The organism is Spirosoma taeanense (assembly GCF_013127955.1).
GTDB classification, from domain to species: Bacteria; Bacteroidota; Bacteroidia; order Cytophagales; family Spirosomataceae; genus Spirosoma; species Spirosoma taeanense.
In genome coordinates, this window is the sequence record NZ_CP053435.1 from 764826 (window position 1) to 789155 (window position 24330).

Genomic DNA, 24330 nt, shown 5'->3' on the forward strand with positions numbered 1-24330 from the left:
GACAACTGTCACAGCAACTGCCCCAGCCCGAACAGCACGACAAACAGCAGGGTCGAGAGGGCGAGCTGTCCCAGTCGGGCGTTGAGTTCGGCGGGCCGTTTATGAGTAGCAACCGCCCGGCCGTTCAGCACAAACAGCGGGAACGCCAGCACATACAGGTAGTGAGTCAGGGGCGCGTCGGTGAGCAGGGAGTAAGCCAGGGCGCAGACCATGCCGGTTAACAGTAAGCCCCAGTGGTACCGGATAGCCAGTGGGAGACCCAACCGCGCCGGAATGGAACGTTTTCCCGTCAGCGTATCGGTTTCAATATCGCGGATATTGTTCACGTTCAGAACGCCGGTTGCAAACAGGCCAACGCTCGTAGCGGGTAGGAGCAGGATTGGGCTAAACGAGCGCGTATGCAGAAAATAAGTCCCCAGCACGCCAACCCAGCCGAAAAAGATCAGGACAGCAATGTCGCCAAAACCGGCATAACCGTAGGGCCGCTTTCCGTTTGTGTACCCGATGGCAGCCGCAATGCAGAGTAACCCAAGAATCAGAAAAATCCAGAACAGAGAAGCCCCCGCCGGTTGGGCGTTCGTTCCGGCGTCTGCCCGCTCCCGAAAGGAAAGAAACAGCAGCCCGACGCCTGACACCAGCGATAGGATCGAGGTCAGAACAATACCCCGCAGCATGGCTTCTTTCGTGATGTCGCCGGTGGCTACAGCCCGGCGCGGCCCAACGCGCAACTCGGTGTCTTTACCGGACACCGCATCACCGTAATCATTGGCAAAGTTGGAGAGGATCTGCAGGAAAATGGTTGTCAGAGCCGCCAGCAGGGCAATCTGCCACTCAAAATGCTGGTTAGCCAGCGCCAGAAAACTGCCCAGAATAATGCTGGCCAAGGACAGCGGCAAGGTGCGCGGCCGGGCCGCAGCAATCCACGATTTCATAGTACTAAAGAAAAGTAAAGCCGTGCATAACCCATGCACGGCTTTACTCATTAAATGCCTACCGCTTTCTTAAACTCTTCGTCATCGGGCTTTACCTTCGACCCGAAGAAGTGCGTTAGTTCACCTTTTTCATTTACAACATACTTGCAGAAATTCCAGGTGGGTACTTTGTCGTTCCAGCCGTTCAGTTCTTTGGTTGTCAGCCATTTGTAGAGCGGGGCCTGGCCGTCGCCCTTTACGTCAACTTTCTCAAACATGGGGAACGAGACGCCGTAATTCTTCTGGCAGAATGAAGCAATCTCTTCGTTGCTGTCCAGTTCCTGATTGGCGAAGTTGCCGGATGGGAACCCCAGCACAACAATCTTCTCGCCATGTTCCTTATAGAATTTTTCCCAGTCAGCATACTGGGGCGTAAAGCCGCATTTGGAGGCTGTGTTCAGCACCACCACTTTTTTCCCCTTGAAGCCGCTCAGCGCAACCGATTTGCCGTCAAGGGTCTTAACCGTAAAATCGTATAATGATTTTGTGGGAGCAGCGTGCCCAACAGGCGCTATAGCCACCTCATTCTTGTTGCTGAAAATACCTTTTACAATGTCTTTAAACATAAAACCAGATGAGATTACAATTAGCCCGGCAGCGGTCAGGATAAGCGGAACATGTTTTTTCATAGGGAAAGAGCTTTGAATATTGAGTCTGGCAACGTGCCGACCTCCCTCTCAACGGTTTGTTAAAAAAAATAGTTTAGCAAGCCACTTGGCGTTCGCGCCAATTAATTGACTGCATCGCGAATGTACACTTTTACCCCACCTATTCGGGGCGCCAAAACATTATAGAGAAAGGCAAAGAGCGCCCCAAAAATCAGTCCCATTGTGCCATAGAGGAGGGGCAGCAGAATTAGCATTACCATTCCGCTTCCCATCATGGTTCCCCATCCCGAGCCGCCCATCATGGGACCAAACAGGGAGCCGAAGAGAGTAAACAGCAACGCAAAGAAAAGACCAATAGCAGCCAGGGCCGCCCCGTACATAATCGCTACCGACATGATGTCTAAGCGGGTAATTTCTCGTTTCATCGTATGAAGGCTTAAGGTTTACGCTCTGAAAGTAAGCAGTTTATACGCCTTCGCCATATGGACCGCCTACATTTTTTCCGGGACCTGTATGCCTAACAGTTCCATGGCTTTCCGAATGGTTTCGGCGACGGCTTTCGACAGAATCAGACGAGTGTTTAACTTGACCGGGTCGGTTTCTTTGAGTATTGACAGCCTGTCGTAAAACTGGTTGAACGTTTTGGCCAGGTCATAGGCATACTGAGCAATGTACGACGGGGAGTAATGCTCTCCGGCATCGGCTACCCGCTGCGGATACTGACTTAGCAAAAACACCAGCTGCTGCTCTAACTCGTCGAGTTCGCTGGCTTCAACCGGCACAGCAAACTGAATTCCTGTTTCGGCTGCTTTTCGCAGCACCGACTGAATCCGGGCGTGTACGTACTGAATGTAGGGGCCGGTGTGACCGTGCAGATCGACAGATTCGGCGGGGTTGAACTGCATCCGTTTCTGCGGGTCCACTTTCAGCAGGTAATACTTCAGGGCTCCCAGACCCAGCATTCGGAACAGCTCGGTTTTTTCCGTACTGCTGAACTCGTCCAGTTTGCCTTTGGCTGCTTCGTCGGCGGCCGTCGACGCGGCTTCGGTCGTCTCCTGAATCAGATCGTCGGCGTCCACTACGGTTCCTTCACGGGATTTCATCTTACCCGTGGGCAGGTCTACCATGCCGTAGGACAGGTGAAACAACTGGCTGGCGTAAGGACGACCCAGCCGGCGCAGGATCGCAAACAGAACGTTGAAATGGTAATCCTGTTCGTTGCCGACAACCCAGATTTGGCGGTCGTTACGAAAATCCTGGAATTTGAGGTCGGTTGTACCGAGGTCCTGGGTCATATAAACCGAGGTGCCATCCGAGCGCAGAACAAGTTTCTGGTCGAGGCCCTCTTCGGTCAGGTCAATCCAGACGGACTGATCCTCTTTGCGGTAAAAAACGCCTTTCTGAAGCCCTTCTTCAACGATCTCCTTACCGAGCAGATACGTATTGGATTCGTAGTACGTCTTGTCGAAACTAACGCCGATGTTCCGGTACGTTTCGTCGAATCCTTTGTATACCCAGCTGTTGAGCTGGCTCCAGAGCGCAACCGTGTCGGGGTCGCCCTGTTCCCAGAGCCGGAGCATTTGCTGAACTTCCTGCATGAGCGGAGCCTGCTTTTCAGCATCTTCTTTTGGCGTACCTCCGGCTACCATTTCCTCAACCTGGGCTTTATACGCCTTATCGAACAGTACGTAATATTTACCGATCAGGTGATCGCCTTTCATGCCGGCCGACTCCGGCGTTTCGCCGTTTCCGAACATCTGGTAGGCGAGCATGGATTTACAGATATGAACGCCCCGGTCGTTGACGATGCAAGTCTTCACCACATCGTAGCCGTTAGCCGCCAGAATCCGGCTGACCGAATCACCCAGAAAATTATTGCGCAGGTGCCCAAGGTGCAGCGGCTTGTTGGTGTTCGGCGACGAAAACTCCACCATCACCGACTGGCCTTTCTGAGGCAGCGAGCCAAACTGCGAATCCATGGCTATATCGTTCAGAACCTGCACCCAGGCCGAATTGGCAATACTGATATTCAGAAAGCCTTGGACGACGTTGAACCCGCTCACCACGGGGCTATGTTCGACTAACCACGAGCCAATTGACTGGCCAATCTGGGCGGGCGACTGGCGAAGCGTCTTGGTCAATGGAAACGTAACGAACGTATAAAGTCCTTCGAATTCCTTCTTGGTTGGCTGTAAAAGAACCTCGCCTACGCCGTTCGTATCGACTGCCGACTGGTACACATCAGCAATGGCGTTTTGTATCGCCTGTTTTAATTCTTCCTGAATATCCATTGGATCATTGAACCGCACGGGTGAGCGGTTTTGCGGGTGCAAAAGTACGAACCTTTAGCGGGAAAGTCAGGCAGCACACGGCTTGACTATATGACTAAACATACGGGGCGAAGCCAAAATGGCTTCGCCCCGTACAATCTGGTAGGCCCGGCGCCGATGGTTACCAATTAGTCTATTTCTTATTGCCGAAAAACAGGGTGATATAGCCCGAGGTGAAAAAGCTGCGGTTACCCTCGGCGCGGTTTCCGTTAGGATTCGTGTTCGGGATAATGATGATCTTGTTGGGGAAAACCTCGGCCAGAAAGCCAATCTCGACTCCTGTTGTATTATTGCGAAACGTGCTCAGTTCGAAGCTAATCGCCGTTTTTACGTTCAGACCAACGGTTAGCTTTGATTCGCCCAGGCCCTGAAAGAAACCCCCTGAGCCTATGGGGGCACCCGCCTGACCTGCCCGGTTCAATGAACTATACGGTACGGTAAGCGTTCGGGTACCCTCCTGAATCTGCACGTAATAGGGCTTAACAATCCCCAGCGTTGGGCCGGCTGCCACAATGCCACTCACGGAAATCCCTTCGTCGGCGCTGCGCTGGAACAGTTTCAGTTCACGACCATACTGACCCCGAAGGGCAAACAGGTAATTTTCTTTACCCTGAATAAAACGGGAACTGGCAAAATTGTTCGTCGTCTGAATCTCTTTGGGATGCTTCACATTCACCAGCTCTACGCTCAGGTAACGATATTGAGGCAAGCCAAAGAACTCACCGGGCAATAACCTAGCCTGCCGAAACGAAAGCCCGCCCACTATGCCGGAATTCGTATTGGTCGTAATGCCATACGTGGTTATGGTCTGGTAGGTCTCATCTTCAGGATCCGTGTTCTGCGCACGGGCCCCTCCATTGATTAATAACCACCCGAGTAAGGCTATTCCTTTTATCGTGTATACTGTTCGCATTATCGTCTGATTCAGAACTAAAACTAAACAACTTTTAACAATTTTCACACAAAATCGCTGCGCACATTAGCGTAACCATCCCATTATTTTTATGTTTAGGTCAAATAACCGATAAATTAACCAATCAGGAACAAACGGGTAAATAATTCAGGAACTTACCGGCCAGTTTGCCGAATTACAAACAGAATCGCATGGCTACAATTCATATTGATTACCTGGGTGAACTACGAACGGACTGCGTCCATCTTCAGTCGGGTACCCATATCACCACCGATGCCCCTACCGATAACCAGGGTCGGGGCGAGGCTTTTTCGCCCACTGATCTGGTTGTCAATGCGCTCGGTAGCTGCATTATCACGACGATGGCTATTATGGCCCGGCGCGAGGGAATAGAGTTGCGGGGCAGCGCATTGGACGTGACGAAAATTATGACCAGCCAGCCACCCCGACGCATAGCGCGCATTGAAGTTGACCTGGTTCTGCGGGCGGAAACGCTACCCGATGACGAAACCCGCGCCCGGCTGGAGAAGATCGCCCATACCTGTCCGGTTGCCATCAGCCTTCATCCCGACATTGAACAGGCGGTGCAGATTCGCTGGGAAGTAGCCGAAACGGTTTAGGCAGACCTGCGTTTGGCCTGATACTGAAACATGGCTTCCGGAGGCACTAATCTTTATTTTATTGCGCTGCTGCCTGACCAGATTATTCAGGACGAAGTAACGGCCTTTAAACAAGAAGCGCAGGCTCGGTTTGGGTCCGGCCATGCGCTCCGATCGCCCCCGCACATTACGCTGGTACCGCCGTTTCGCAGCCATCTGAGCGACTTTTCAGCCTTACAGGCCTCTGCCGATGAGCAGGAGCCTTTTTCGGTTCAACTCCGGGATTTCGAACGGTTCGGCAATCGGGTGATTTTTGTGAATGTGGTACCAGAGCCTGCGTTGCTGACCTGTCAGGCGCAGATTGCTGACTTCTGTCATCAGCAATTTGGTATATCTCCCGATCCGCGTCCTTTTCATCCCCACATGACGGTAGCGTTTAAAGACCTGGAACGGGCCGTATTTCCCAATGCCTGGGCTTATTTTTCGGCGCAGGCTTACGAACGGATGTTTACTGCCGACGCGTTTACCCTGCTTATGCATACCGGACAGCAATGGGAGATTAAACACCGCTTTGCGTTTAGATAAAGCCCAATGGCAGGATGCTACGTCTTGTTAGCGGCCAAACAGGCCGAATAAGCCTTTCTTCGCTTTTAGCCGCACGGGTCGGTTGGGATTTTCGGCATTAAATTTTGCCAGGATAGCAGGCTCAAACTGCCGGAAAAATTCCGGATCGAAATTGGCCTGCGGCAATTGTTCGAGTACATATTCAATTGGTTTGCCGGCTGCAATCCAGTCCTCCCAGATTGCCTGCCGCTGGCGGATACCGAGCGCGTTCACACCCGTAACGGCACCTGTATCGGCGCGGTAATTGATCCGCATGGCGATTTCGCCCGCTGCGTGTTCCCAGTAAAACGCCTGTTCAGGACCGTCATTAGGCAGGAAATTAGCCACGTCGCCATACGTCTGGTATTCGATGTCGAAAAATTTGGCCGAGTTAAAAAAGACGCCTGGTTTATAAGCTGTTTGCTGACCTGTCAGGGTCTGAGCCAGGGTTTCGCCCATGATTCGGCCGCTGTACCAGATCTGCTCCAGGGGTTTACGTCCCGGCGGGGGTGTTCGATGCTGAACGCAGTCGCCAATGGCGTAGACATCGGAAAGGTTTGTTTCCAGAAACTCATTCACCAGGATGCCCCGGTCAGTTTCCAGTGGCGTATTTCTCACGAAGCTGATATTGGGGCTGACGCCTACGGCTATGCCCACAAACTGCGCCGGAATCTGCTCACCAGCTTTGGTGACGACGGTGTTCACCTGGCCAGTTCCATCGTCGCGAAGTTCGGCCAGTTCGGTATGCAGGCGCAGGTCAACGTGGTGAGCTACAATGTGGCGTGTAACCAGCGCTGATTCTTCGGCGGGCAGCACACTACTCCAGAAACTTTTTTCGCGGACCAGAAACGTTACGTGAATATTGCGCGAAAGCAGCATCTCGCATAACTCAATACCAATCAATCCACCCCCAACGACCACGGCCTGGCGAATGCTCCGCGTGTCGGCTTCCATGCGGTCGAGGTCTGGCTTGCCGTAGAGACCCTGAACCCCGCGCAGGGTTTGACCCGGCCAGCCCATGAAATTAGGCTTGGACCCAACCGCAAGAATAAGCACATCATAGGCAAATGGCTCTTCCAGAGCGGGCGTGCGAACCAGGTTCAGGTATTTTTTGTCGAAATCAATCTGGGTTACGTGCGCCAGGACCAGTTCAATCCGGTTTTTGACCCAGAACCAGTCTTCATAGGGTTTCAGATGATGAAATTCGAGCTGGCCCATATACACGTACATGAGCGCCGTGCGGGAGAAAAAATGTTCAGTTTCGGCAGAAATGACGGTAATGCGGTCGTCACTTTGTTTGCGGATTTCGCGGGCGGCCGTAATACCCGCAATGCCGTTGCCAACGATAACAATATGACGCATGAAGCTGAAAGGACGAATTTAGCCAAAGACAATCTATATACTGGTTGTCGTCTTCGGTGGATTCGTCAAAGTACGCTAATTTGCTCCAGCAAACAGCCGCTCAGGCGGGCAGATATACCCGAAAGGTGGCACCTTCGCCCAGCTTACCCGATGCACTGATCCCGCCCTGATGATTTTCGGCTACTTTCTGACAGATAGCCAGACCCACACCAGTTCCGGGATACTGGTTATGGGTGTGCAGGCGCTGAAATACCTGGAATATTCGGTCAAGGTATTTTTTGTCGAAGCCAATCCCGTTATCCTGCACACTTATTTCGTAGAACGTTTCGGCGTCAGAGCGCTGTGTTTCCAGCGTAGCTGATGCGGGTAAGGTGCCCGCTGGAATGGCCTGTCGGGTTATGCCGCGGGCCGATACCCGAACGTGGGGTGCTACATCCGGTCTCCGGAACTTCAGCGCGTTGGTCAGCAGGTTGCCGAAAAGCTGATGCAGTTGCGGCCGATCGCCGGTCAGCTCAGGAAGTTCGCTTATCTCTATGACTGCGCCGGTTTCCTGGATAGTCAGCTCATATTCATCAACGATGGTCTGCACAATCTCGCTCAACGAGATTTTCCGGAAAGGCTCCCGAACCGTTGAAACGCGGGAATAAGCCAGCAAATCTTTAATCAGCTCCGACATGCGCACCGATGCTGACTGCATACGCTGTACGTAGCTCTGGCCGGTGCTGCCTAAAGCCGAACCGTATTGTTCGGCCAGCATAGTGCCGAACGCCTGAATTTTGCGGAGGGGTTCTTGCAGGTCGTGGCTCGCTACGTAGGCGAACTGCTGGAGACTATCGTTGGAGCGCTGCAGTTCCAGATTCGCGGCTTCGAGTTGCTGGCGGTACCGGTGGTTATCGGTAATATCAATCGAGGAATTAATGAACCCATCGCCAAACTTATTAAGGGTCAAATAATACCACCGGTCTCCGTAAGGCAGCTCCAGATGCAGCGTCTGCCCCGTGTTGACCACGTCGACGTATTGCGTAAACGCAGCACTACCCGCCAGTTCCGGGTTACGATCGCAGAAAGTTTGAGTGTAAACCCCCTCGGATAAATTACCAAATACGTCCATAGCCTGCTGATTGGCCAGGGTGATCTGAAAGTCTATAATCTGACCGGCTTTGTTGCGGATGGCTTTGTTGACCGTAATGCCCGTGAGCGTCGAATTCATGATCCGATCCAGTAGTTCAGCCTGCTGCTGCTGAGCCAGCTCGGAACGCTTCAACTCCGAAACGTCCATGAAGGTGAACAGGGCTCCATCGTTCTGCTTCACAAAAGAGCAGTCAAACCAGCCGTCGATTCCGTCGTTGGTGTACGGAAAGATAAACTCCCGGGTTTTGCCGGTCTGAATCGTTTCAATAAGATCAGCCACAAATCCAGTATCGCTCAGGCCCGGAAACAGTTCCAGCATGCGCTGACCGGTCATTTCGGCTACTGTGCGTCCGGTCACCCGCGCGTTGGCCGGGTTTGTCAGTCGGTATATGAAATCAACAATCTGTCCGGTATCGTCCCGAACGGCTTCGAATACAGCAAGGCCCGCTGGTGAGTTATTGATGATGGTTTGCAGAAGATCAGCCTGCTGCTGACGTTCGAGCTGAGCCTGACGTTCGGGGGTAATGTTGTTATGGATCAGTAAGATGCCATCCCCCAGCTTTTGAACAGACAGGTCGATCCATAAGCCAAACAGTGGGTGAAAATGCGGATCACGATAGGGAGCCCCCGTTTCGCATACCTGGATATAATGCTGAAGCAGAATATCGCCCGTACCCCACGGATAAAACTCGCTGCGCGTACGTCCGATGAGTTGTTCCGGTGTTTTGCCCTGCAGGTTGCTGGCTACTTCATTGATTTGCCGAAGCCGGAAATCAATAATCTTTCCCTGGTTCGGCCCTTTCGTCTGATCCCGCACAGCCTCATAGAGGGCAATACCCACGTAAGGGTTTGCCATCAGGCCGGTCAACAACGCCGACTGATCATCAAACTCATGAGCGGAGAATTTTGCAGGGGGTGAAGGAGGAGGCTGAGAGGTGGTAAAACCATCCATTGCAAGTAACGCGGACGCGGATTTTTGGTTACGAAAGAGGGTTCAGTAAAAATAAAAAACGGTATAAGTCCTATTTTCAATACTACAAATAAAATTTTATTTGTCAGAAAATACAACACGTTACACGTCCTGAAACTCTGACTGATAGACATTTTTCCCGCTAAACCATTAAAGCGGAAGCTAATGTGAAATTCTGGTTGTAACCCGAACCGCCAACTGGGACACCGCCCTGACGGCCCGACAAAAAAAGAGCCGATCCCCTGGGAGTCGGCTACAATTATTTTTCGGCAATCGCTCAGGTAAGTAAGCTTAATTGCGCTTCTCGCGGGTCATTGACATGGAAGCGCCAGTACCCCGCCGGGCCTGCATTTTCTGCAAACGAACGGCCTCCTGCTGCGATACGATCTGCAGGGCCGAATACTCGGTCTTACCCGTAATGAGCGGGAAGCCAGCCACGCGTTGCGCCCGCGAACAATGAACGCAGGTCTTAGCCGTTGGCAGGGCTTTCAGACGCGCTTCGGGAATAAGATTGCCACACTTGATACAGTACATAACGTTGATTTGTTAGCTATATACAGAACATCCTGCCGAGTCATAAAGTGCCTAAATCTGGCTATACGTTCAGCCTGAATTGTTGAGTATGTATCTGGTAATCAATAGTTTGCTTTAGGCTTATAACGCGGTTTAAAAGGGTTGGCTAGCCAGAAAATCAAAAAAGGGATGCAAACGTTTGCATCCCTTTTTTGATAGTCGTTTCAATATTTTAATAGGCCCGAACCAGACGGCCTTCCATGAAATTGACAAAGGCTTTGTTAACGACTGTATTTCCGCCGGGGGTTGGGTAATTGCCCGTGAAATACCAGTCGCCCGAATGGTTGGGGCAGGCCCGGTGCAGGTTTTCAACAGTCTGATACACAACAGCCACTTCGGCGTTCAGGTCGCCGGGCGTGATGATCTGCGCTACCTTGCGCGAAATTTCCTCGTGCGTAAAGGGATCAAACAAGGCCTTAACGTAATTATGCTGCGAGGCATTTCCGGACTCGATAGCTGCGACGCTTTCAGCATAGACTTCGTCGAGCAGATTGTCCATGCCGCGTTCGCGAAGCAGTTCGAGAGCTGCCCGGAAGGCCACAAACTCTTTCACCTTCGACATGTCGATACCGTAACAGTCGGGGAAGCGAATCTGCGGAGCCGACGATACGATAATGATTTTCTTGGGACCAAGCCGGTCGAGCATTCTGAGGATGCTTTTCTCCAGGGTTGTGCCCCGCACGATGGAGTCGTCAACGACGACTACGTTATCCTTACCCTTTTTGATGACCTCGAAGGTGGTGTCATAGACGTGCGAAACCATATCGTCGCGCTGAGAATCGTCGGTGATGAACGTCCGCAGTTTTACGTCCTTGGAAACCAGTTTTTCAATCCGTGGCCGGAACGACAGCACCCGGTCGAGTTCTTCCTCGAACAGGATACCATCCATGATGGCTTTCTTCCGCTGTTTGTACAGGTATTCTTCCAGACCCTCAACCATGCCGAAAAAGGCGGTTTCGGCCGTGTTTGGAATATAGGAAAAGACCGTGTTTTCCAGATCGTAGTCGATTTCTTTCAGGATTTGCGGCACGAGCAATTTCCCGAGGTCTTTGCGTTCGTTGTAAATGTCGGGGTCGGTGGCCCGGGAGAAATAAATGCGCTCGAAGCTGCACGACCGCTTCTCAATCGGCTGCACAAACTGGAGTTCATTATACTCGCCGTACTTGTCGATGATGAGCGCATGACCAGGCTGCACTTCTTTAATCTCACTGTACTCGGCGTTGAAAGCGGCCTTAATAGCGGGCTTCTCCGAAGCGACTACCACCACTTCATCGTCGGCATAGTAATAGGCGGGCCGAATCCCGGCGGGATCGCGGGCTACAAACGCTCCACCGTAACCCGTCATGCCCACCATAGCGTAACCACCGTCGAAATCGCGGCAGGAACGGTGCAGAACCCGCTGCATATCGAGGTTGTCCTCAATGATGTCCGACAGGTCGGGGTTTTCGTAGATGCCCTTGAACCGATCAAATACGCGCTGGTTCTCCTCATCCAGAAAGTGGCCGATTTTCTCCATCACCGTTACGGTGTCCACTTTCTCTTTGGGGTGCTGACCGAGCGAAACCAGCTTATCAAACAGACCATCTACGTTGGTCATGTTAAAGTTACCCGCCATAACCAGGTTGCGGCTGCGCCAGTTGCTTTGGCGGAGCATAGGGTGGCAGTTTTCAATTTCGTTGGCGCCGTGGGTACCGTAACGCAGGTGGCCCATCCAGACCTCGCCCGTGAAGGCTACATTTTCCTGGAGCCACCGGGCGTCTTTACCCTTGTCTTTATTGCCTTTGAGCGCCTTGCGGAATTTCTTGTTGAGCTTTTCAAAAATATCCGTCACCGGACGCTGATCAACTGAACGGTAACGGCTGATGTAGCGGTGGCCGGGCGGCACGTCGAGTTTGATGTTAGCGATACCGGCTCCGTCCTGGCCACGATTGACCTGCTTTTCCATAAGCAGGTACAATTTATTGGCTCCGTAGAGGGCTGTGCCGTATTTATCAATGTAGTATTGATACGGTTTGCGGAGTCGGATGAGGGCAATACCGCACTCGTGTTTGATGGCGTCGCTCATAACAGGGGTTGATGAAAGCAGACTAACCGCCGGGGCGATTGATTATCAGGTTGCTAAAAAAGTAACGACCTGCCAGCCCGTTTCGTTCGGCAGGAGCGCTAAACAAAGGTAGAAAAAGATAACTACTGCAGCTGCCCCTCCACCGAAAACTCATTCTTGTCGAAGAAGGGTAACTGCTGATAGCCCGACAGTTTATACCGCTGAATGCGCCACTGTGGCCCTTTGACCAGACCACTTTCGAGCAGCAAGTGACGCTCTGACGAATATAACGGATTTTTGGTTTGCAGAACGGCTTCAATCTGGCGCGGCTGCCGGGTCAGGGAGTCGAGCCGGACGGTCAGCGACCGGACGGTTAAGCGCTCCTCCGTCGTTTTGAGCGTATACTGGTAGGTCAGTGAGTCCGGGCGGGCAATCCGGTAACTGTTACGGAGAGCGGGCTTGTTAATGTCGGTCTGGGTGAACAGCTCCAGCTCACGGCTCCAGTTGACATCCCGGGTCGTCTGCTGATTCCGCTCCTCGTTAATTCGGACGGCTTTGCTGACGAGTGGTTTCTGGGCCGACAACGCCCTGATCTGGCCTTTTACAAAGCTCAGCACATCGTAATAGACATTGGGTTGGTTTTGTTGAGCAGGATTGTTGCAACTGCTCAGGACGAGCGTAGCGAGCAGGTTCAGTGAATAAACAAAGCGCATAAAGCCAAACGGAACGGCCCCGGATGAGGAAGGGCATCTGAAACCACCAACACGATTTTTGGAAAATCGGTTTGGACAATCAAATTCTGAACCAAATTTGCACCGGCAATGCTTCTCTTTAAAAAGGTTTGCGGTTCGGGACGCGTTGACTGACAGCAGTGGTACTAACGTAACGGCTTCTGATTACTTGTCTTAACCGCAGACTGCGAACTCATCTCATCATGGAATACGATGTTATCATTATCGGTTCGGGGCCGGGTGGCTACACCGGCGCGATTCGCTGTGCCCAGCTCGGACTGAAAACGGCCATTATCGAAAAATACCCGACGCTGGGTGGTACCTGTCTGAACGTCGGCTGCATTCCGTCGAAGGCGCTGCTGGACTCGTCGGAGCATTTTTACAATGCCTCCCACACCTTTGCCGAACACGGCATCAAACTCGCTGATCTGCAGGTTGACCTGCCCAAGATGATCCAGCGGAAGCAGGATGTTGTCGATCAAACGACGAAGGGCATTGCCTTTCTGATGAAGAAAAACAAGATCGATACGTTCTCTGGTGTCGGCTCGTTTGTGGATGCGCACTCGGTGAAGATTACCAAAGCCGATGGGGGCGAAGAAACCATAAAAGGCAAAAACATCGTGATTGCAACGGGCTCGAAACCATCCTCGTTCCCGTCCATGCCTATCGACAAGAAGCGCGTGATCACCTCGACGGAAGCCCTGACGCTGCAGGAAATCCCGAAGCACATGATCATCATCGGTGCGGGTGTAATCGGTGCCGAGCTGGGGTCGGTTTACGCCCGGCTTGGCGCGAAGGTGTCGTTCGTTGAGTTCTTCGATTCGATGATCCCGACGATGGACAAAACGATGGGGAAAGAACTCCAGCGGGCTGTTAAAAAACTTGGCGCCGATTTTTACTTTAACCACAAGGTAACGAAGGTTGAGAACAAAGGCGAAGAGGTTGAGGTGAGCATCGATACGCCAAAAGGCGAGCAGATTACGCTGACCGGCGACTATTGCCTGGTATCGGTCGGTCGGCGCCCCTACACTGACGGTCTGAACCTCGAAGTGGCCGGTCTGCAAACTGACAACCGGGGCAAGCTTGAAGTAGATAACAACCTGCGGACGAGCGTGCCGCATATCTACGCGCTGGGCGACGTAATTCGCGGGGCTATGCTGGCCCACAAAGCCGAAGAGGAAGGAACGTTCATTGCCGAAACCATTGCGGGTCAGAAGCCGCACATTCACTACCGGCTCATTCCGAACGTAGTCTATACCTGGCCGGAAGTGGCGGCCGTAGGCTATACCGAAGAAGAGGTGAAGCAGGAAGGGATTCCCTACAAAACCGGCTCGTTCCCGTTCAAGGCACTGGGCCGGGCGCGGGCGAGTATGGACATCGACGGGCTGGTGAAGGTGCTGGCGCATAAAGAAACCGACGAGATTCTGGGCGTTCACATCATCGGTCCCCGCGCGGCCGACATGATTGCCGAAGCCGTTGTGGCGATGGAGTTCCGGGCCTCGGCCGAGGACGTATCGCGGATGTCGCACGCGCACCCGACCTATACCGAAGCCTTCAAGGAGGCCTGTCTGGCCGCTACCGACAACCGGGCGATCAATATGTAATCCGATTTGAAGTCTTTATAGGGCAAAAGCCCGATTGCTCATCAGCAGTCGGGCTTTCTTTTACTGGCAGGCATCGGTTAACCCGGTCTGTTCGACTAAATAGTGCATATTTACGCCTTCCCAAACAGTTTTTGCCTTACAGCGACGTTCCTGTCTGATAGTGTCATCAGATGCATACAAAGACCAATAATAGTATGCCCGACCAAGAGAATAATGGTCGTTGATTTGATTGTACAATCGAATAGCTACTTCATATAGCTTGTCACCTCCGCCACTATCCGACTGGCGAAAAGCCACATCGCCTAGACTCTTCAGGCAGTTGGCCTTACCTAACAGATCACCAACCTGCTCATAGAGCGGCTGAGCCTGCTCATAGTAAGTGATGGCCCTGGCATTGTCCGACTGGAGAAAAGCCACATCGCCTAGACTCTTCAGGCAGTTGGCCTTACCTAACAGATCACCAACCTGCTCATAGAGCGGCTGAGCCTGCTCATAGTAAGTGATGGCCCTGGCATTGTCCGACTGGCGAAAAGCCACATCGCCTAGACTCTTCAGGCAGTTGGCCTTACCTAACAGATCACCAACCTGCTCATAGAGCGGCTGAGCCTGCTCATAGTAAGTGATGGCCCTGGCATTGTCCGACTGGAGAAAAGCCACATCGCCTAGACTCTTCAGGCAGTTGGCCTTACCTAACAGATCACCAACCTGCTCATAGAGCGGCTGAGCCTGCTCATAGTAAGTGATGGCCCTGGCATTGTCCGACTGGAGAAAAGCCACATCGCCTAGACTCTTCAGGCAGTTGGCCTTACCTAACAGATCACCAACCTGCTCATAGAGCGGCTGAGCCTGCTCATAGTAAGTGATGGCCCTGGCATTGTCCGACTGGCGAAAAGCCACATCGCCTAGACTACGCAGGCAGTTGGCCTTACCTAACAGATCACCAACCTGCTCATAGAGCGGCTGAGCCTGCTCATAGTAAGTGATGGCCCTGGCATTGTCCGACTGGCGAAAAGCCACATCGCCTAGACTCTTCAGGCAGTTGGCCTTACCTAACAGATCACCAACCTGCTCATAGAGCGGCTGAGCCTGCTCATAGTAAGTGATGGCCCTGGCATTGTCCGACTGGCGAAAAGCCACATCGCCTAGACTCTTCAGGCAGTTGGCCTTACCTAACAGATCACCAACCTGCTCATAGAGCGGCTGAGCCTGCTCATAGTAAGTGATGGCCCTGGCATTGTCCGACTGGAGAAAAGCCACATCGCCTAGACTCTTCAGGCAGTTGGCCTTACCTAACAGATCACCAACCTGCTCATAGAGCGGCTGAGCCTGCTCATAGTAAGTGATGGCCCTGGCATTGTCCGACTGGCGAAAAGCCACATCGCCTAGACTCTTCAGGCAGTTGGCCTTACCTAACAGATCACCAACCTGCTCATAGAGCGGCTGAGCCTGCTCATAGTAAGTGATGGCCCTGGCATTGTCCGACTGGCGAAAAGCCACATCGCCTAGACTACGCAGGCAGTTGGCCTTACCTAACAGATCACCAACCTGCTCATAGAGCGGCTGAGCCTGCTCATAGTAAGTGATGGCCCTGGCATTGTCCGACTGGAGAAAAGCCACACCGCCTAGACTACGCAGGCAGTTGGCCTGTAATTGTTGCCACTGGTTCGTTTTTGTTATTTGAGCTGCTTTTGTTAAAAAGTTGGTTAGATATAGACCACTGAAGGAAGAAAAAAGTGTAAGGTCGGTTAAGGCATCAATCAACCATTCGGTGTAATCGCACTTACTGAAAATTTGGTTCAGGTTAAGCCATTCGGCCTGAACTCTTGTAAACGCTCCCTCCTGAAAACTGACTTGTCGGCCGCTTTCGGCGGCTATATTCACTATTTTTCGCACGGTTGGCTCTAACCAAAGCGGGTCAGGAGAAAATTTTCGGTTAATCACTTCGCGGATGGGAGCCAGCACCCGCACCCGACCTATACTGTCTTCTTCAGCCAGCACTACGCGCAACAGGGCGTTCAGGTCGTCTTCATAATCTGGGAAAGCAGATTCCCAATCGGCCCGCTGAATACCGTCGGGTAACCAGCACAACGCTTTAAACAGTTCGCGCCCAGTATCGCTCAGTCGAGGACTATCGAATGATAACAATATGGATACTTCAAGATTTAAATCTTTATTGGCGGGATCTAATTTAAGGAGATCGGTTTTACGTTGTTCCCATTTCTGTTCAAGCGCAGCTAATCTCTGTTCATCTTTAGCGCGTTCGGCTAAAAGGGTTACGGCTAGCGGCAGATAGTCCACGGCGCGGAGCAGACGCGGCAGTGCTGGATCATTAGCGAAGACCTCACCCGTTAGATTTAGAAACAGGGCTCTGGACTGTTCCTCTGTCAGGGCGGGTACGGTTATCGAGTCCCAGCCGATGCGGGTGCCGGGAATAGCTTTCCCCCGGTAGGTGACTACCAGTCGAAGATTGGTCAGACTTTTAAGCCGCCCCAGTATACTTTCAAAAACTGGTCCGAACCGTTCCCAGGGCGTTTCGGCATTGTCGAACACTAGGAGCGTCGGTTGTTCCACGAGAAAATGCTCGACCTGTTGCTGGGGCGACAGATCGCGGCTGGGTTGCAAACCAAGCGTGTCGAGGGTTTGCGACCAGAGCAAATCAGACGTTGTTACAGCCTCGCAACGCACAAAATACCGTTGTTCGCCGAATTGGATAGCGGTTTTACGGTGATACAATACATTCAGTATTGTGTTGCTTTTGCCAATGCCCGCGCCCCCCAATAAGCCTATTGGTTTGTTTCCAGGCCGTACGAGCTTATCTACTACCGTTTCAATGAGTTCACCTCGACCAATATTATCGGGCACAGCTGGTAAGTTCTTGGGGATGGGTGGAACAACCGGCAGTTGGTAAGCCAAGCGTTCCAGAAACGGCGTAAGATCGCTGTAGTCAGCACCATAACTGATAAGTTGGATATTGTAACCCAACGTCTGATGCTCTTCCCGAAGCTTATCCAGTTCGGATTGGCGTACCACGCGAAATACCTGAGTTGCTGAAAGGTGCGCCCGCGACCAGGTGAGAAGTCGACTGAAATTAGGGTCTTTTGTGCTGTCTCCAAAGCCAATAAAGATCACGTTATAGCGACTGAATAGGGATTTTTCGGCAAAGAGCGCGAACTCCTGTTCCAGCAATTCGTCGTAGGAGCGTTTGCCAAGAATAATCGAATTCGGATCGCGAAAGTGACCATGCAGGTGTAAAATAGCTTGTTCCTGGCCGTTTAAGAAACGATGGAGTTTGGCTGTGTCGCGCCATGAAATACCAGGCAAGCCGGTAATGTCCTCAAACAGTCGGTCGTAATTTGTAGTAGCAATGGGCACCTTAAGCTTTTCCAGCGCTCGGATCAAACGCTGGTCTTCAGGCGACAATCCCGCAAAAACAACCTCCAGCCATCTTTCCATGAGGTTATTTTTAATAAGGTATTGCTGAACTTCGTCGCCAATTGCCAGCAATTCATCGAGTGAAGCTGATGATGTAGCATCGAACGTGCGGCAGGATTCACTTATCTCGTTGATATCCTGGGCATGACTACAACAAAAATCAATACCATGCTTCAAAAGCAGCGACCAACTACGGATAAGTTTGTTGCTACAGGCAACACTAGCCGAGACCCCCGTACCTGCAATTACGATGGCTTCGCCTTTTTGGAGAACCTGAAGTAAATCGTCGATGGACTGAGCAGTAGACGTAGACATTCGGTGTGGAAAGAGTTGATTGTAAAAATGAGCAGATACCTCCACTAAAACAAGCTCAATTAACTCCTGTGCAGGAGGTATTAAGTGCAGAAAAGCCCGATTGATTATTAGCAGTCGGGCTTTTCTGTATCTTGCTGTCTTAACGAATACAACCCAATCATGAAAAAAACGCTTACTCTTCTGCTCATGCTGCTCGTTGGTTATTGCCGCGCGCAGAACGCCGACTCGGTCACGATCCGAAAAATCTATAACGAAGCCCTGTCGAATGGTCAATCGTACGAGTGGTTACGTCACCTCACTAAGCAGATCGGCCCTCGGCTAAGCGGCTCGACTGGTGCGCAGAAAGCCGTCGACTGGACGAAGCAGCTCATGGAGCAGCAGGGGTTCGACCGCGTATTTCTGCAGGACGTAATGGTGCCCCACTGGGTACGCGGGGCAAAGGAAGAAGCCTATATCCGCAACGGTAAGCAAAAGACGACGGTGCCAATCGCGGCACTCGGCGGTTCGGTAGCTACGGGGCCGAAAGGCGTTGAAGCGGGCGTCGTGGAGGTTAAAAGTTTTACCGAACTACGAGCACTCGGTGCCGACAAGGTGAAGGGCAAAATTGTGTTCTTCAACCGCCCGATGGACCCGACCAAGATCAATACCTTCGAAGCCTATGGCGGGGCCGTTGAGCAACGGGCCAATGGGGCAACCGAGGCCGCCAAGCTGGGTGCAATTGGCGCGATTGTACGCTCGATGACCAATGTGCACGACGATAATCCACACACAGGCAGCATGCGCTACGGTACGGGCGTACCGCTGATTCCGACGGCGGCCATCAGCACCAACGGGGCCGATCTGCTCAGTAAGTCGCTCAGCGAGAATCCGAACCTGACATTCTACTTCAAACAGAATTCCGAGACCCTGCCCGACGCGAAATCCTATAACGTAGTCGGCGAAATTCGGGGTAGCGAGAAACCCGACGAAATCATCGTGGTAGGCGGCCACCTCGATTCCTGGGACTTATCAGAGGGGGCGCACGACGACGGGTCGGGCTGCGTTCAGTCGATCGAAGTGTTACGTATTCTGAAGTCGTTAGGAATAAAACCCAAGCGTACGATCCGGGCGGTGATGTTCATGAACGAGGAAAATGGTCTGCGGGGTGGGGTACAATATGCCGATCTGGCAAAGAAAAACAACGAGAAACACATTGCGGCCGTCGAGTCAGACAACGGCGGATTCACTCCGCGCGGCTTTGGCATCGTCGGTACGCCCGACCAGCGGGCGAAGGCGATTGCCTGGAAACCCTTACTGGCTCCGTATGGCCTGACCGAAATTGGACCGGGTGGCGGGGGCGCTGACATTGGGCCGTTGGCAACACTTGGTACGGTCCTGTTTGGCTTCAAACCCGACACGCAGCGGTATTTTGATTACCACCACACAGCCGTTGATCGCTTCGAGGCTGTCAGCCAGCGCGAACTCGAACTCGGCGCAGCTTCGATGGCGGCTCTGGTGTATCTCCTCGATCAGCACGGCCTGTAGCAATCTTAACGAGTTCCGTCCTGAAGCCCGGTTGCGCCAACGTAACCGGGCTTTTGTTTGCCCGTAAATTCTAAAGTTGCATATGCAACTTTTTCTGATTAAGCTTGCCGCATGAACGAGCAGAGCTATTGCATAGCGGGGCGGTTACGGATGCTGGCGCGTGTGCTGACGGGACGTTATACCGATGCCTTCACAGCTGAGGGCGTTACGTTTGCGCAGGCCGGACTACTGATGCGCATTTTTGCGCAGCCGGGTATTCGGCAGACCCAGCTCTCGAAGCAGTTGCAGATTGAAAAATCCGCCATGAGTCGGGACGTACAACTGCTTCACAGAAACGGCTGGCTGACCGATAATCTCCGGCAGGGCTTGTTTCTGACCGAAAGCGGCTCGCAGCTCGCCAAACGATGCCATAAAATCTGGAAAGTTCTGAACGCGCGGATTCACGACGAACTAGGGCAGGAGGCTATTGACGCGCTGACGCTGTTCTCAGCTAACGTATTAACGCCTAAAAATCAAACACCAACTCCCAATGACAACTCAATTGTTAATCCAGCTCTGGCAAACGAACCAGAATAGCGTACTGGGTCCGATTCGCAAACTCAGTCCTGATAATTACCGGAATCGATTAATGCCTACTACGGCGTCGGCGGGGTTTATTGCGCTGCACACGGCCGAGGCTATGCACCGCTTTGCTCAGATGATTTTCAATCGGGAGCCGACGATTCTGCTGCAAGCGACGGGTGGCGTAATGGACGAAGGTAATCTACTGGATCTGCCCACAGTGCTGCAGACTGTAAACGAAAGTTTTGCGATGGTTGAGGAACAGATTCGGCAAACCACCGACGAGCAGTGGGCCGAGCCGGTAGCCTCGCCCTTCGGCGAAGCGTCGCGCATGCAGGTACTGGCGTTCCTGATGCATCATAATTCCTACCATGCCGGACAGATTGCGCAGGCTATAAAAAAAGGGCGTGTGTTCGTCCGGAATGTGGCGGCTTCGGGAACCATCGCATGAAGCCGATCTTTCTGCGAACCAAACGCCGGGAGTCGTTCCAGACATGGCGCTTTCGGACGCTGATGAACTGGTACCCCATGTTTTTCGGAACGGGCGGTAAGATTCTGTTCTGGTCGGCCGATTCGCGGGAGGTGCATCTCTGCCTGCGTCGGAGTATCTGGACGTACAACTACGTCGGGACCATTTTTGGTGGTAGCCTCTTCTCGGCGGCAGATCCATTCTATATGCTCATGCTCCTGCGGATTTTTGGTAATAACTACGTTGTCTGGGACAAAGCCGCCAGCATTCGGTTTCGCAAACCGGGCCGCCAAACGCTTTACATGCGCTATGAATTGACCGACGAGCAGATTGACGACATTCGCCGGGACGTAGCCACTAACGGGCAGACCGAGCGGAGCTTTAGGTTGCAGTGGTTAGATAAAGACGGGACGGTTTACGCCGAGATTGAGCGGCTATGCTACGTGGCCGACAAACAGCATTACGAACAGCGCAAAGGCGACCGGCAGCGGTCGCGGTTTCAACGCTAACAGCTTATGACCGAACACCACCTTACCGTTCAGCGGACGGCCCGTTATTACACCCTTGGGGAACTGACCGACCAGACCACGCACGTCTGGTTTTGTCTGCACGGGTTTGGCCAACTGGCGCAGTTTTTCGGTCAGAAATTCGCAAGTCTGATTGATGAACAGACGCTGGTTGTAGTGCCGGAAGGCTTGTCGCGGTTATACCTGAACGGCGAGTACCAGCGCGTGGGCGCTTCGTGGATTACCCGCGAAGACCGGCAGCACGAAATCAGCGACTTCGTGGCATATCTGAATGCACTGTACGATCGGGTTCTGACGGGACGCGATCCCAAAACGCTGCACTTTACGGTGCTGGGCTTCTCGCAGGGGGCGTCTACGGCCTGTCGCTGGCTGAATGCCGAGCACATCAAGGTCGACCGACTGATTCTCTGGGCGGGTTATTTTCCGAGTGGCTTTGGTGATATGATCAGTCCGGATCAATTAATGCCGCTGGACATGCATTACGTGTATGGTCGGCAGGACGAATTTATCCGCCAGATGCCCGATGCCGAAGGTTACCTCCGCCGGATGCAGGAGGAAGTGCCAACGCTTAAACTAACGGTCTTTGACGGTGGTCATCGGGTCGAGCCGAAGGTACTGACGCGGCTAATTGGCCGGGAAAAGCCGGAATAAATATCCACCGTAGCACCTGTTTTGGCTATCTTACGGCCAAATGCCCAACGCTATGCTTCGTTTGTTTGCCCTCATGGGGCTTTTGTTCTGCATTAGCCAATGCTCAAATGCCCAGCAATTCCCCGGTCTCCAACAACCCGTCGAAGTCATTTGCGACCCCTGGGGCGTTAATCACATCTACGCAAAAAATGAACATGATCTGTTCTTTGCGCAGGGGTATATGGCCGCCCGGGATCGCCTGTTTCAACTGGAGATCTGGCGTCGGCAGGCAACTGGAACGGTTGCTGAACTGCTTGGCTCGCAGGAAACCAAACGGGATATCGGCACGCGGCTGTTCCGGTTTCGGGGCGACATCAACAAGGAACTGCTGCATTATCATCCACACGGCCCGCAGATCGTTGGGGCGTTTGTCGATGGCATCAACGCCTACGTAAAGGAAATAAACAAAACGCCCGAAAAACTGCCGTTCGAATTTCGGGTGCTGAACACAAAACCGGGCTTCTGGACACCCGGAGTGGTCATCAGCCGACATCAGGGACTGGCTTATAACGTGCGGGACGAACTGAATTACGGTCGGCTGGTGAAACTAATTGGGGCCGATAAGCTGCGGGAATTGCAGTGGTTTCATCCCGTCTCGAAGGCCAACGAACCCAATTTGACCCTGCACGTCAACGGTGACGAGCTGTTTCAGCCGATCTTAGAGCTATACGAAGCGTTCCGGCTGCCGCTGAAATTTCAGGGTCGACCGACCAAGGCCGATGAAGACGAAGCCAGGCGATCTGGTGAGTCAATAGACGACTGGTTCAACGTCGAAAAGCAGTACGTTGGCTCCAACAACTGGGTGATTGCGGGTAATAAATCGGCGAGTGGCTACCCCATGCTGGCCAACGATCCGCACCGGGCGCAGTCGACACCCTCGTTACGTTACTGGGTGCATCTAAACGCACCGGGCTGGAACGTCATCGGCGCTGGCGAACCCACGCTGCCCGGAATCTCGATTGGGCATAATGAGTATGGGGCATGGGGACTGACCATCTTTGAGACCGACAACGAAGATTTATACGTTTACGAGACTAATCCGAAAAACCCAAACCAGTACCGGTACAAAGGGCAATGGGTGGCGATGAAAACGCTGACGGAAACCATCCCGATGAAAGACGGGTCATCCGTTCGGGCGGAGTTGAAATACACGCGTCATGGGCCGGTGGTATTCGAGGACGTAAAGAACCACAAAGCCTACGCCATTCGCGCGGGCTGGCTCGACACAGGCTGTGCGCCTTATCTTGCGAGTTTACGCATGAATCAGGCCCGCACATGGCCCGAGTTCCGGCAGGCGTGTTCGTTCAGTCGGTTGCCGGGCGAGAACATGATCTGGGCAGACCGCAAAGGGACAATTGGCTGGCAGGCGGTTGGGCTAGCGCCCATCCGAAAAAACTTTACGGGCCTGCTGCCGGTGCCGGGCGACGGACGGTTCGAATGGAGTGGCTATCTGCCGATGCAGCAATTGCCCAACAAACTCAACCCGCCCGAGGGTTACGTCGTAACGGCTAATAACAACCTGACGCCACCCAACTTCCCGCACCGGAACGCGATTGGCTGGACGTGGTCGGCACCCAGCCGTGCCCATCGCATTGAAGAGGTCCTGAGCGACGGCAAACGTAAAACCCTGGTTGATTTTATGACCCTGCAGGCCGATTACCTGTCTATTCCGGCCCGGACGCTGGTGCCGTTGCTGCAAAACCTGTCGTCGCCCGAAAACCGGACGGAACAGGCGCTGGCTTATCTCCGGCGCTGGGACTACAAACTCAATCCCAACTCGGTGGCGGCTGCTATCTACGTAGCCTGGGAAGAGCAGTTGAAACTGGCTGTAGCGCAGCAGATAGTTCCGCGTGAGGCCAGACCTTACCTGAAAGCCGTCCCGTCCAAACGCATCATGGATGCCCTGTTGGTGCCAACCGCCGGTCGGGATAGTCTGTTACTGGCTTCGCTCGATAAGGCCGTAGCCGCGCTTACCGACCGATTGGGAAGCGATATGGACGACTGGTCGTATGGGCAGCGAAAAAATAAGCACATTACCATTACGCACCCGCTAAGCGATCTGGTTGACAAAGCCATGCAACAGAAAATTAACCTGGGGCCGGTGGCACGGGGCGGCTATGGCGAAACCGTCAACGCAACGGCCAACAACCTCAACCAGACACATGGTGCCTCGTTCCGGATTCTGGTCGATACAGAAGATTGGGATAAAGCGCTGGGAATCAATAGCCCTGGTCAATCGGGTGATCCTGAGAGTCCGCACTATCGCGACCTGTTTCCCATCTGGGCCGAGAACGGCTATTTCCCGGTTTTCTTTTCAACAGAAAAAATCAAAACCGTAGCTGAGACGACAACCGTACTGCGTCCGTGATTGCT

20 protein-coding genes are annotated in these 24330 nt (G+C 52.9%); 9 read left to right on the forward strand and 11 right to left on the reverse strand.

The features are described from left to right. Nucleotides 1-8 precede the first annotated feature (8 nt). The 5 genes from HNV11_RS03300 to HNV11_RS03320 all read right to left on the reverse strand — a co-directional run bounded on the left by HNV11_RS03300 (nucleotide 9) and on the right by HNV11_RS03320 (nucleotide 4822). Complete coding sequence (locus tag HNV11_RS03300) at nucleotides 9-932, reverse strand: 1,4-dihydroxy-2-naphthoate polyprenyltransferase (protein WP_171738303.1); 924 nt, start codon at nucleotides 930-932, stop codon at nucleotides 9-11. 50 nt (nucleotides 933-982) lie between these two features. Then, nucleotides 983-1600 carry a glutathione peroxidase gene (locus tag HNV11_RS03305; RefSeq protein WP_171738304.1) on the reverse strand — a complete coding sequence of 206 codons (618 nt, stop codon included), beginning with the start codon at nucleotides 1598-1600 and terminating at the stop codon, nucleotides 983-985. Nucleotides 1601-1701: 101 nt separating this feature from the next. Beyond that, nucleotides 1702-2004: a hypothetical protein gene (locus HNV11_RS03310; protein WP_171738305.1), complete on the reverse strand. Its 303-nt coding sequence runs from the start codon at nucleotides 2002-2004 to the stop codon at nucleotides 1702-1704. Between the two features lie 66 nt (nucleotides 2005-2070). Beyond that, entirely contained in the window at nucleotides 2071-3870 is a 1800-nt protein-coding gene (gene argS / locus HNV11_RS03315) for an arginine--tRNA ligase (RefSeq protein ID WP_171742051.1), read from the reverse strand. Between the two features lie 172 nt (nucleotides 3871-4042). Further along, the gene (locus HNV11_RS03320; RefSeq protein ID WP_171738306.1) at nucleotides 4043-4822 is read right to left on the reverse strand and encodes a hypothetical protein; all 780 of its coding nucleotides are present in this window, start codon (nucleotides 4820-4822) and stop codon (nucleotides 4043-4045) included. A 191-nt stretch (nucleotides 4823-5013) separates the two neighbouring features. Between HNV11_RS03320 and HNV11_RS03325 the strand changes: the two genes are divergently transcribed. Both HNV11_RS03325 and HNV11_RS03330 read left to right on the forward strand, forming a co-directional pair. After that, on the forward strand, nucleotides 5014-5442 hold the full coding sequence (locus HNV11_RS03325; protein ID WP_171738307.1) for an OsmC family protein: 429 nt from the start codon (nucleotides 5014-5016) through the stop codon (nucleotides 5440-5442). Between the two features lie 30 nt (nucleotides 5443-5472). Continuing rightward, nucleotides 5473-6006 (forward strand): 2'-5' RNA ligase family protein, encoded by a 534-nt coding sequence (locus HNV11_RS03330; RefSeq protein ID WP_171738308.1) that lies wholly within the window; start codon nucleotides 5473-5475, stop codon nucleotides 6004-6006. A gap of 27 nt (nucleotides 6007-6033) precedes the next feature. Here the strand turns inward: HNV11_RS03330 and HNV11_RS03335 are convergent, their stop codons facing one another. The 5 genes from HNV11_RS03335 to HNV11_RS03355 form a co-directional block, all read right to left on the reverse strand. Beyond that, a complete protein-coding gene (locus tag HNV11_RS03335) occupies nucleotides 6034-7386 on the reverse strand; it encodes an NAD(P)/FAD-dependent oxidoreductase (RefSeq protein ID WP_171738309.1) in 1353 nt (450 codons plus the stop codon). 100 nt (nucleotides 7387-7486) lie between these two features. Then, complete coding sequence (locus tag HNV11_RS03340; RefSeq protein ID WP_171738310.1) at nucleotides 7487-9469, reverse strand: PAS domain-containing sensor histidine kinase; 1983 nt, start codon at nucleotides 9467-9469, stop codon at nucleotides 7487-7489. 309 nt (nucleotides 9470-9778) lie between these two features. Beyond that, the gene (locus tag HNV11_RS03345) at nucleotides 9779-10021 is read right to left on the reverse strand and encodes a TraR/DksA family transcriptional regulator (RefSeq protein WP_171738311.1); all 243 of its coding nucleotides are present in this window, start codon (nucleotides 10019-10021) and stop codon (nucleotides 9779-9781) included. Between the two features lie 211 nt (nucleotides 10022-10232). Then, nucleotides 10233-12125 carry an amidophosphoribosyltransferase gene (locus tag HNV11_RS03350; RefSeq protein WP_171738312.1) on the reverse strand — a complete coding sequence of 631 codons (1893 nt, stop codon included), beginning with the start codon at nucleotides 12123-12125 and terminating at the stop codon, nucleotides 10233-10235. Nucleotides 12126-12247: 122 nt separating this feature from the next. After that, nucleotides 12248-12817, reverse strand: a complete 570-nt coding sequence (locus tag HNV11_RS03355) for a hypothetical protein (RefSeq protein WP_171738313.1) — start codon at nucleotides 12815-12817, stop codon at nucleotides 12248-12250. Between the two features lie 221 nt (nucleotides 12818-13038). Here HNV11_RS03355 and lpdA point away from each other — a divergent pair, with 221 nt between their 5' ends. Beyond that, nucleotides 13039-14439, forward strand: a complete 1401-nt coding sequence (gene lpdA / locus HNV11_RS03360) for a dihydrolipoyl dehydrogenase (protein WP_171738314.1) — start codon at nucleotides 13039-13041, stop codon at nucleotides 14437-14439. A gap of 60 nt (nucleotides 14440-14499) precedes the next feature. Here lpdA and HNV11_RS03365 read toward each other — a convergent pair whose 3' ends face one another. After that, nucleotides 14500-18186: a tetratricopeptide repeat protein gene (locus tag HNV11_RS03365; RefSeq protein WP_171738315.1), complete on the reverse strand. Its 3687-nt coding sequence runs from the start codon at nucleotides 18184-18186 to the stop codon at nucleotides 14500-14502. A gap of 159 nt (nucleotides 18187-18345) precedes the next feature. Between HNV11_RS03365 and HNV11_RS03370 the strand changes: the two genes are divergently transcribed. The 6 genes from HNV11_RS03370 (at nucleotide 18346) to HNV11_RS03395 (ending at nucleotide 24325) form a co-directional block, all read left to right on the forward strand. Beyond that, nucleotides 18346-19710 (forward strand): M28 family peptidase, encoded by a 1365-nt coding sequence (locus HNV11_RS03370; RefSeq protein ID WP_171738316.1) that lies wholly within the window; start codon nucleotides 18346-18348, stop codon nucleotides 19708-19710. A gap of 111 nt (nucleotides 19711-19821) precedes the next feature. After that, nucleotides 19822-20286 carry a MarR family winged helix-turn-helix transcriptional regulator gene (locus tag HNV11_RS03375; RefSeq protein WP_171738317.1) on the forward strand — a complete coding sequence of 155 codons (465 nt, stop codon included), beginning with the start codon at nucleotides 19822-19824 and terminating at the stop codon, nucleotides 20284-20286. Continuing rightward, nucleotides 20240-20722, forward strand: a complete 483-nt coding sequence (locus HNV11_RS03380) for a DinB family protein (protein ID WP_171738318.1) — start codon at nucleotides 20240-20242, stop codon at nucleotides 20720-20722. Before HNV11_RS03375 ends, HNV11_RS03380 begins: the two co-directional genes overlap by 47 nt. Beyond that, a complete protein-coding gene (locus tag HNV11_RS03385) occupies nucleotides 20719-21249 on the forward strand; it encodes a DUF4442 domain-containing protein (protein ID WP_171738319.1) in 531 nt (176 codons plus the stop codon). Before HNV11_RS03380 ends, HNV11_RS03385 begins: the two co-directional genes overlap by 4 nt. A 6-nt stretch (nucleotides 21250-21255) precedes the next feature. Further along, nucleotides 21256-21918: an alpha/beta hydrolase gene (locus tag HNV11_RS03390; RefSeq protein WP_171738320.1), complete on the forward strand. Its 663-nt coding sequence runs from the start codon at nucleotides 21256-21258 to the stop codon at nucleotides 21916-21918. Nucleotides 21919-21970: 52 nt separating this feature from the next. Then, a complete protein-coding gene (locus tag HNV11_RS03395; protein WP_171738321.1) occupies nucleotides 21971-24325 on the forward strand; it encodes a penicillin acylase family protein in 2355 nt (784 codons plus the stop codon). Nucleotides 24326-24330: the final 5 nt, after the last annotated feature.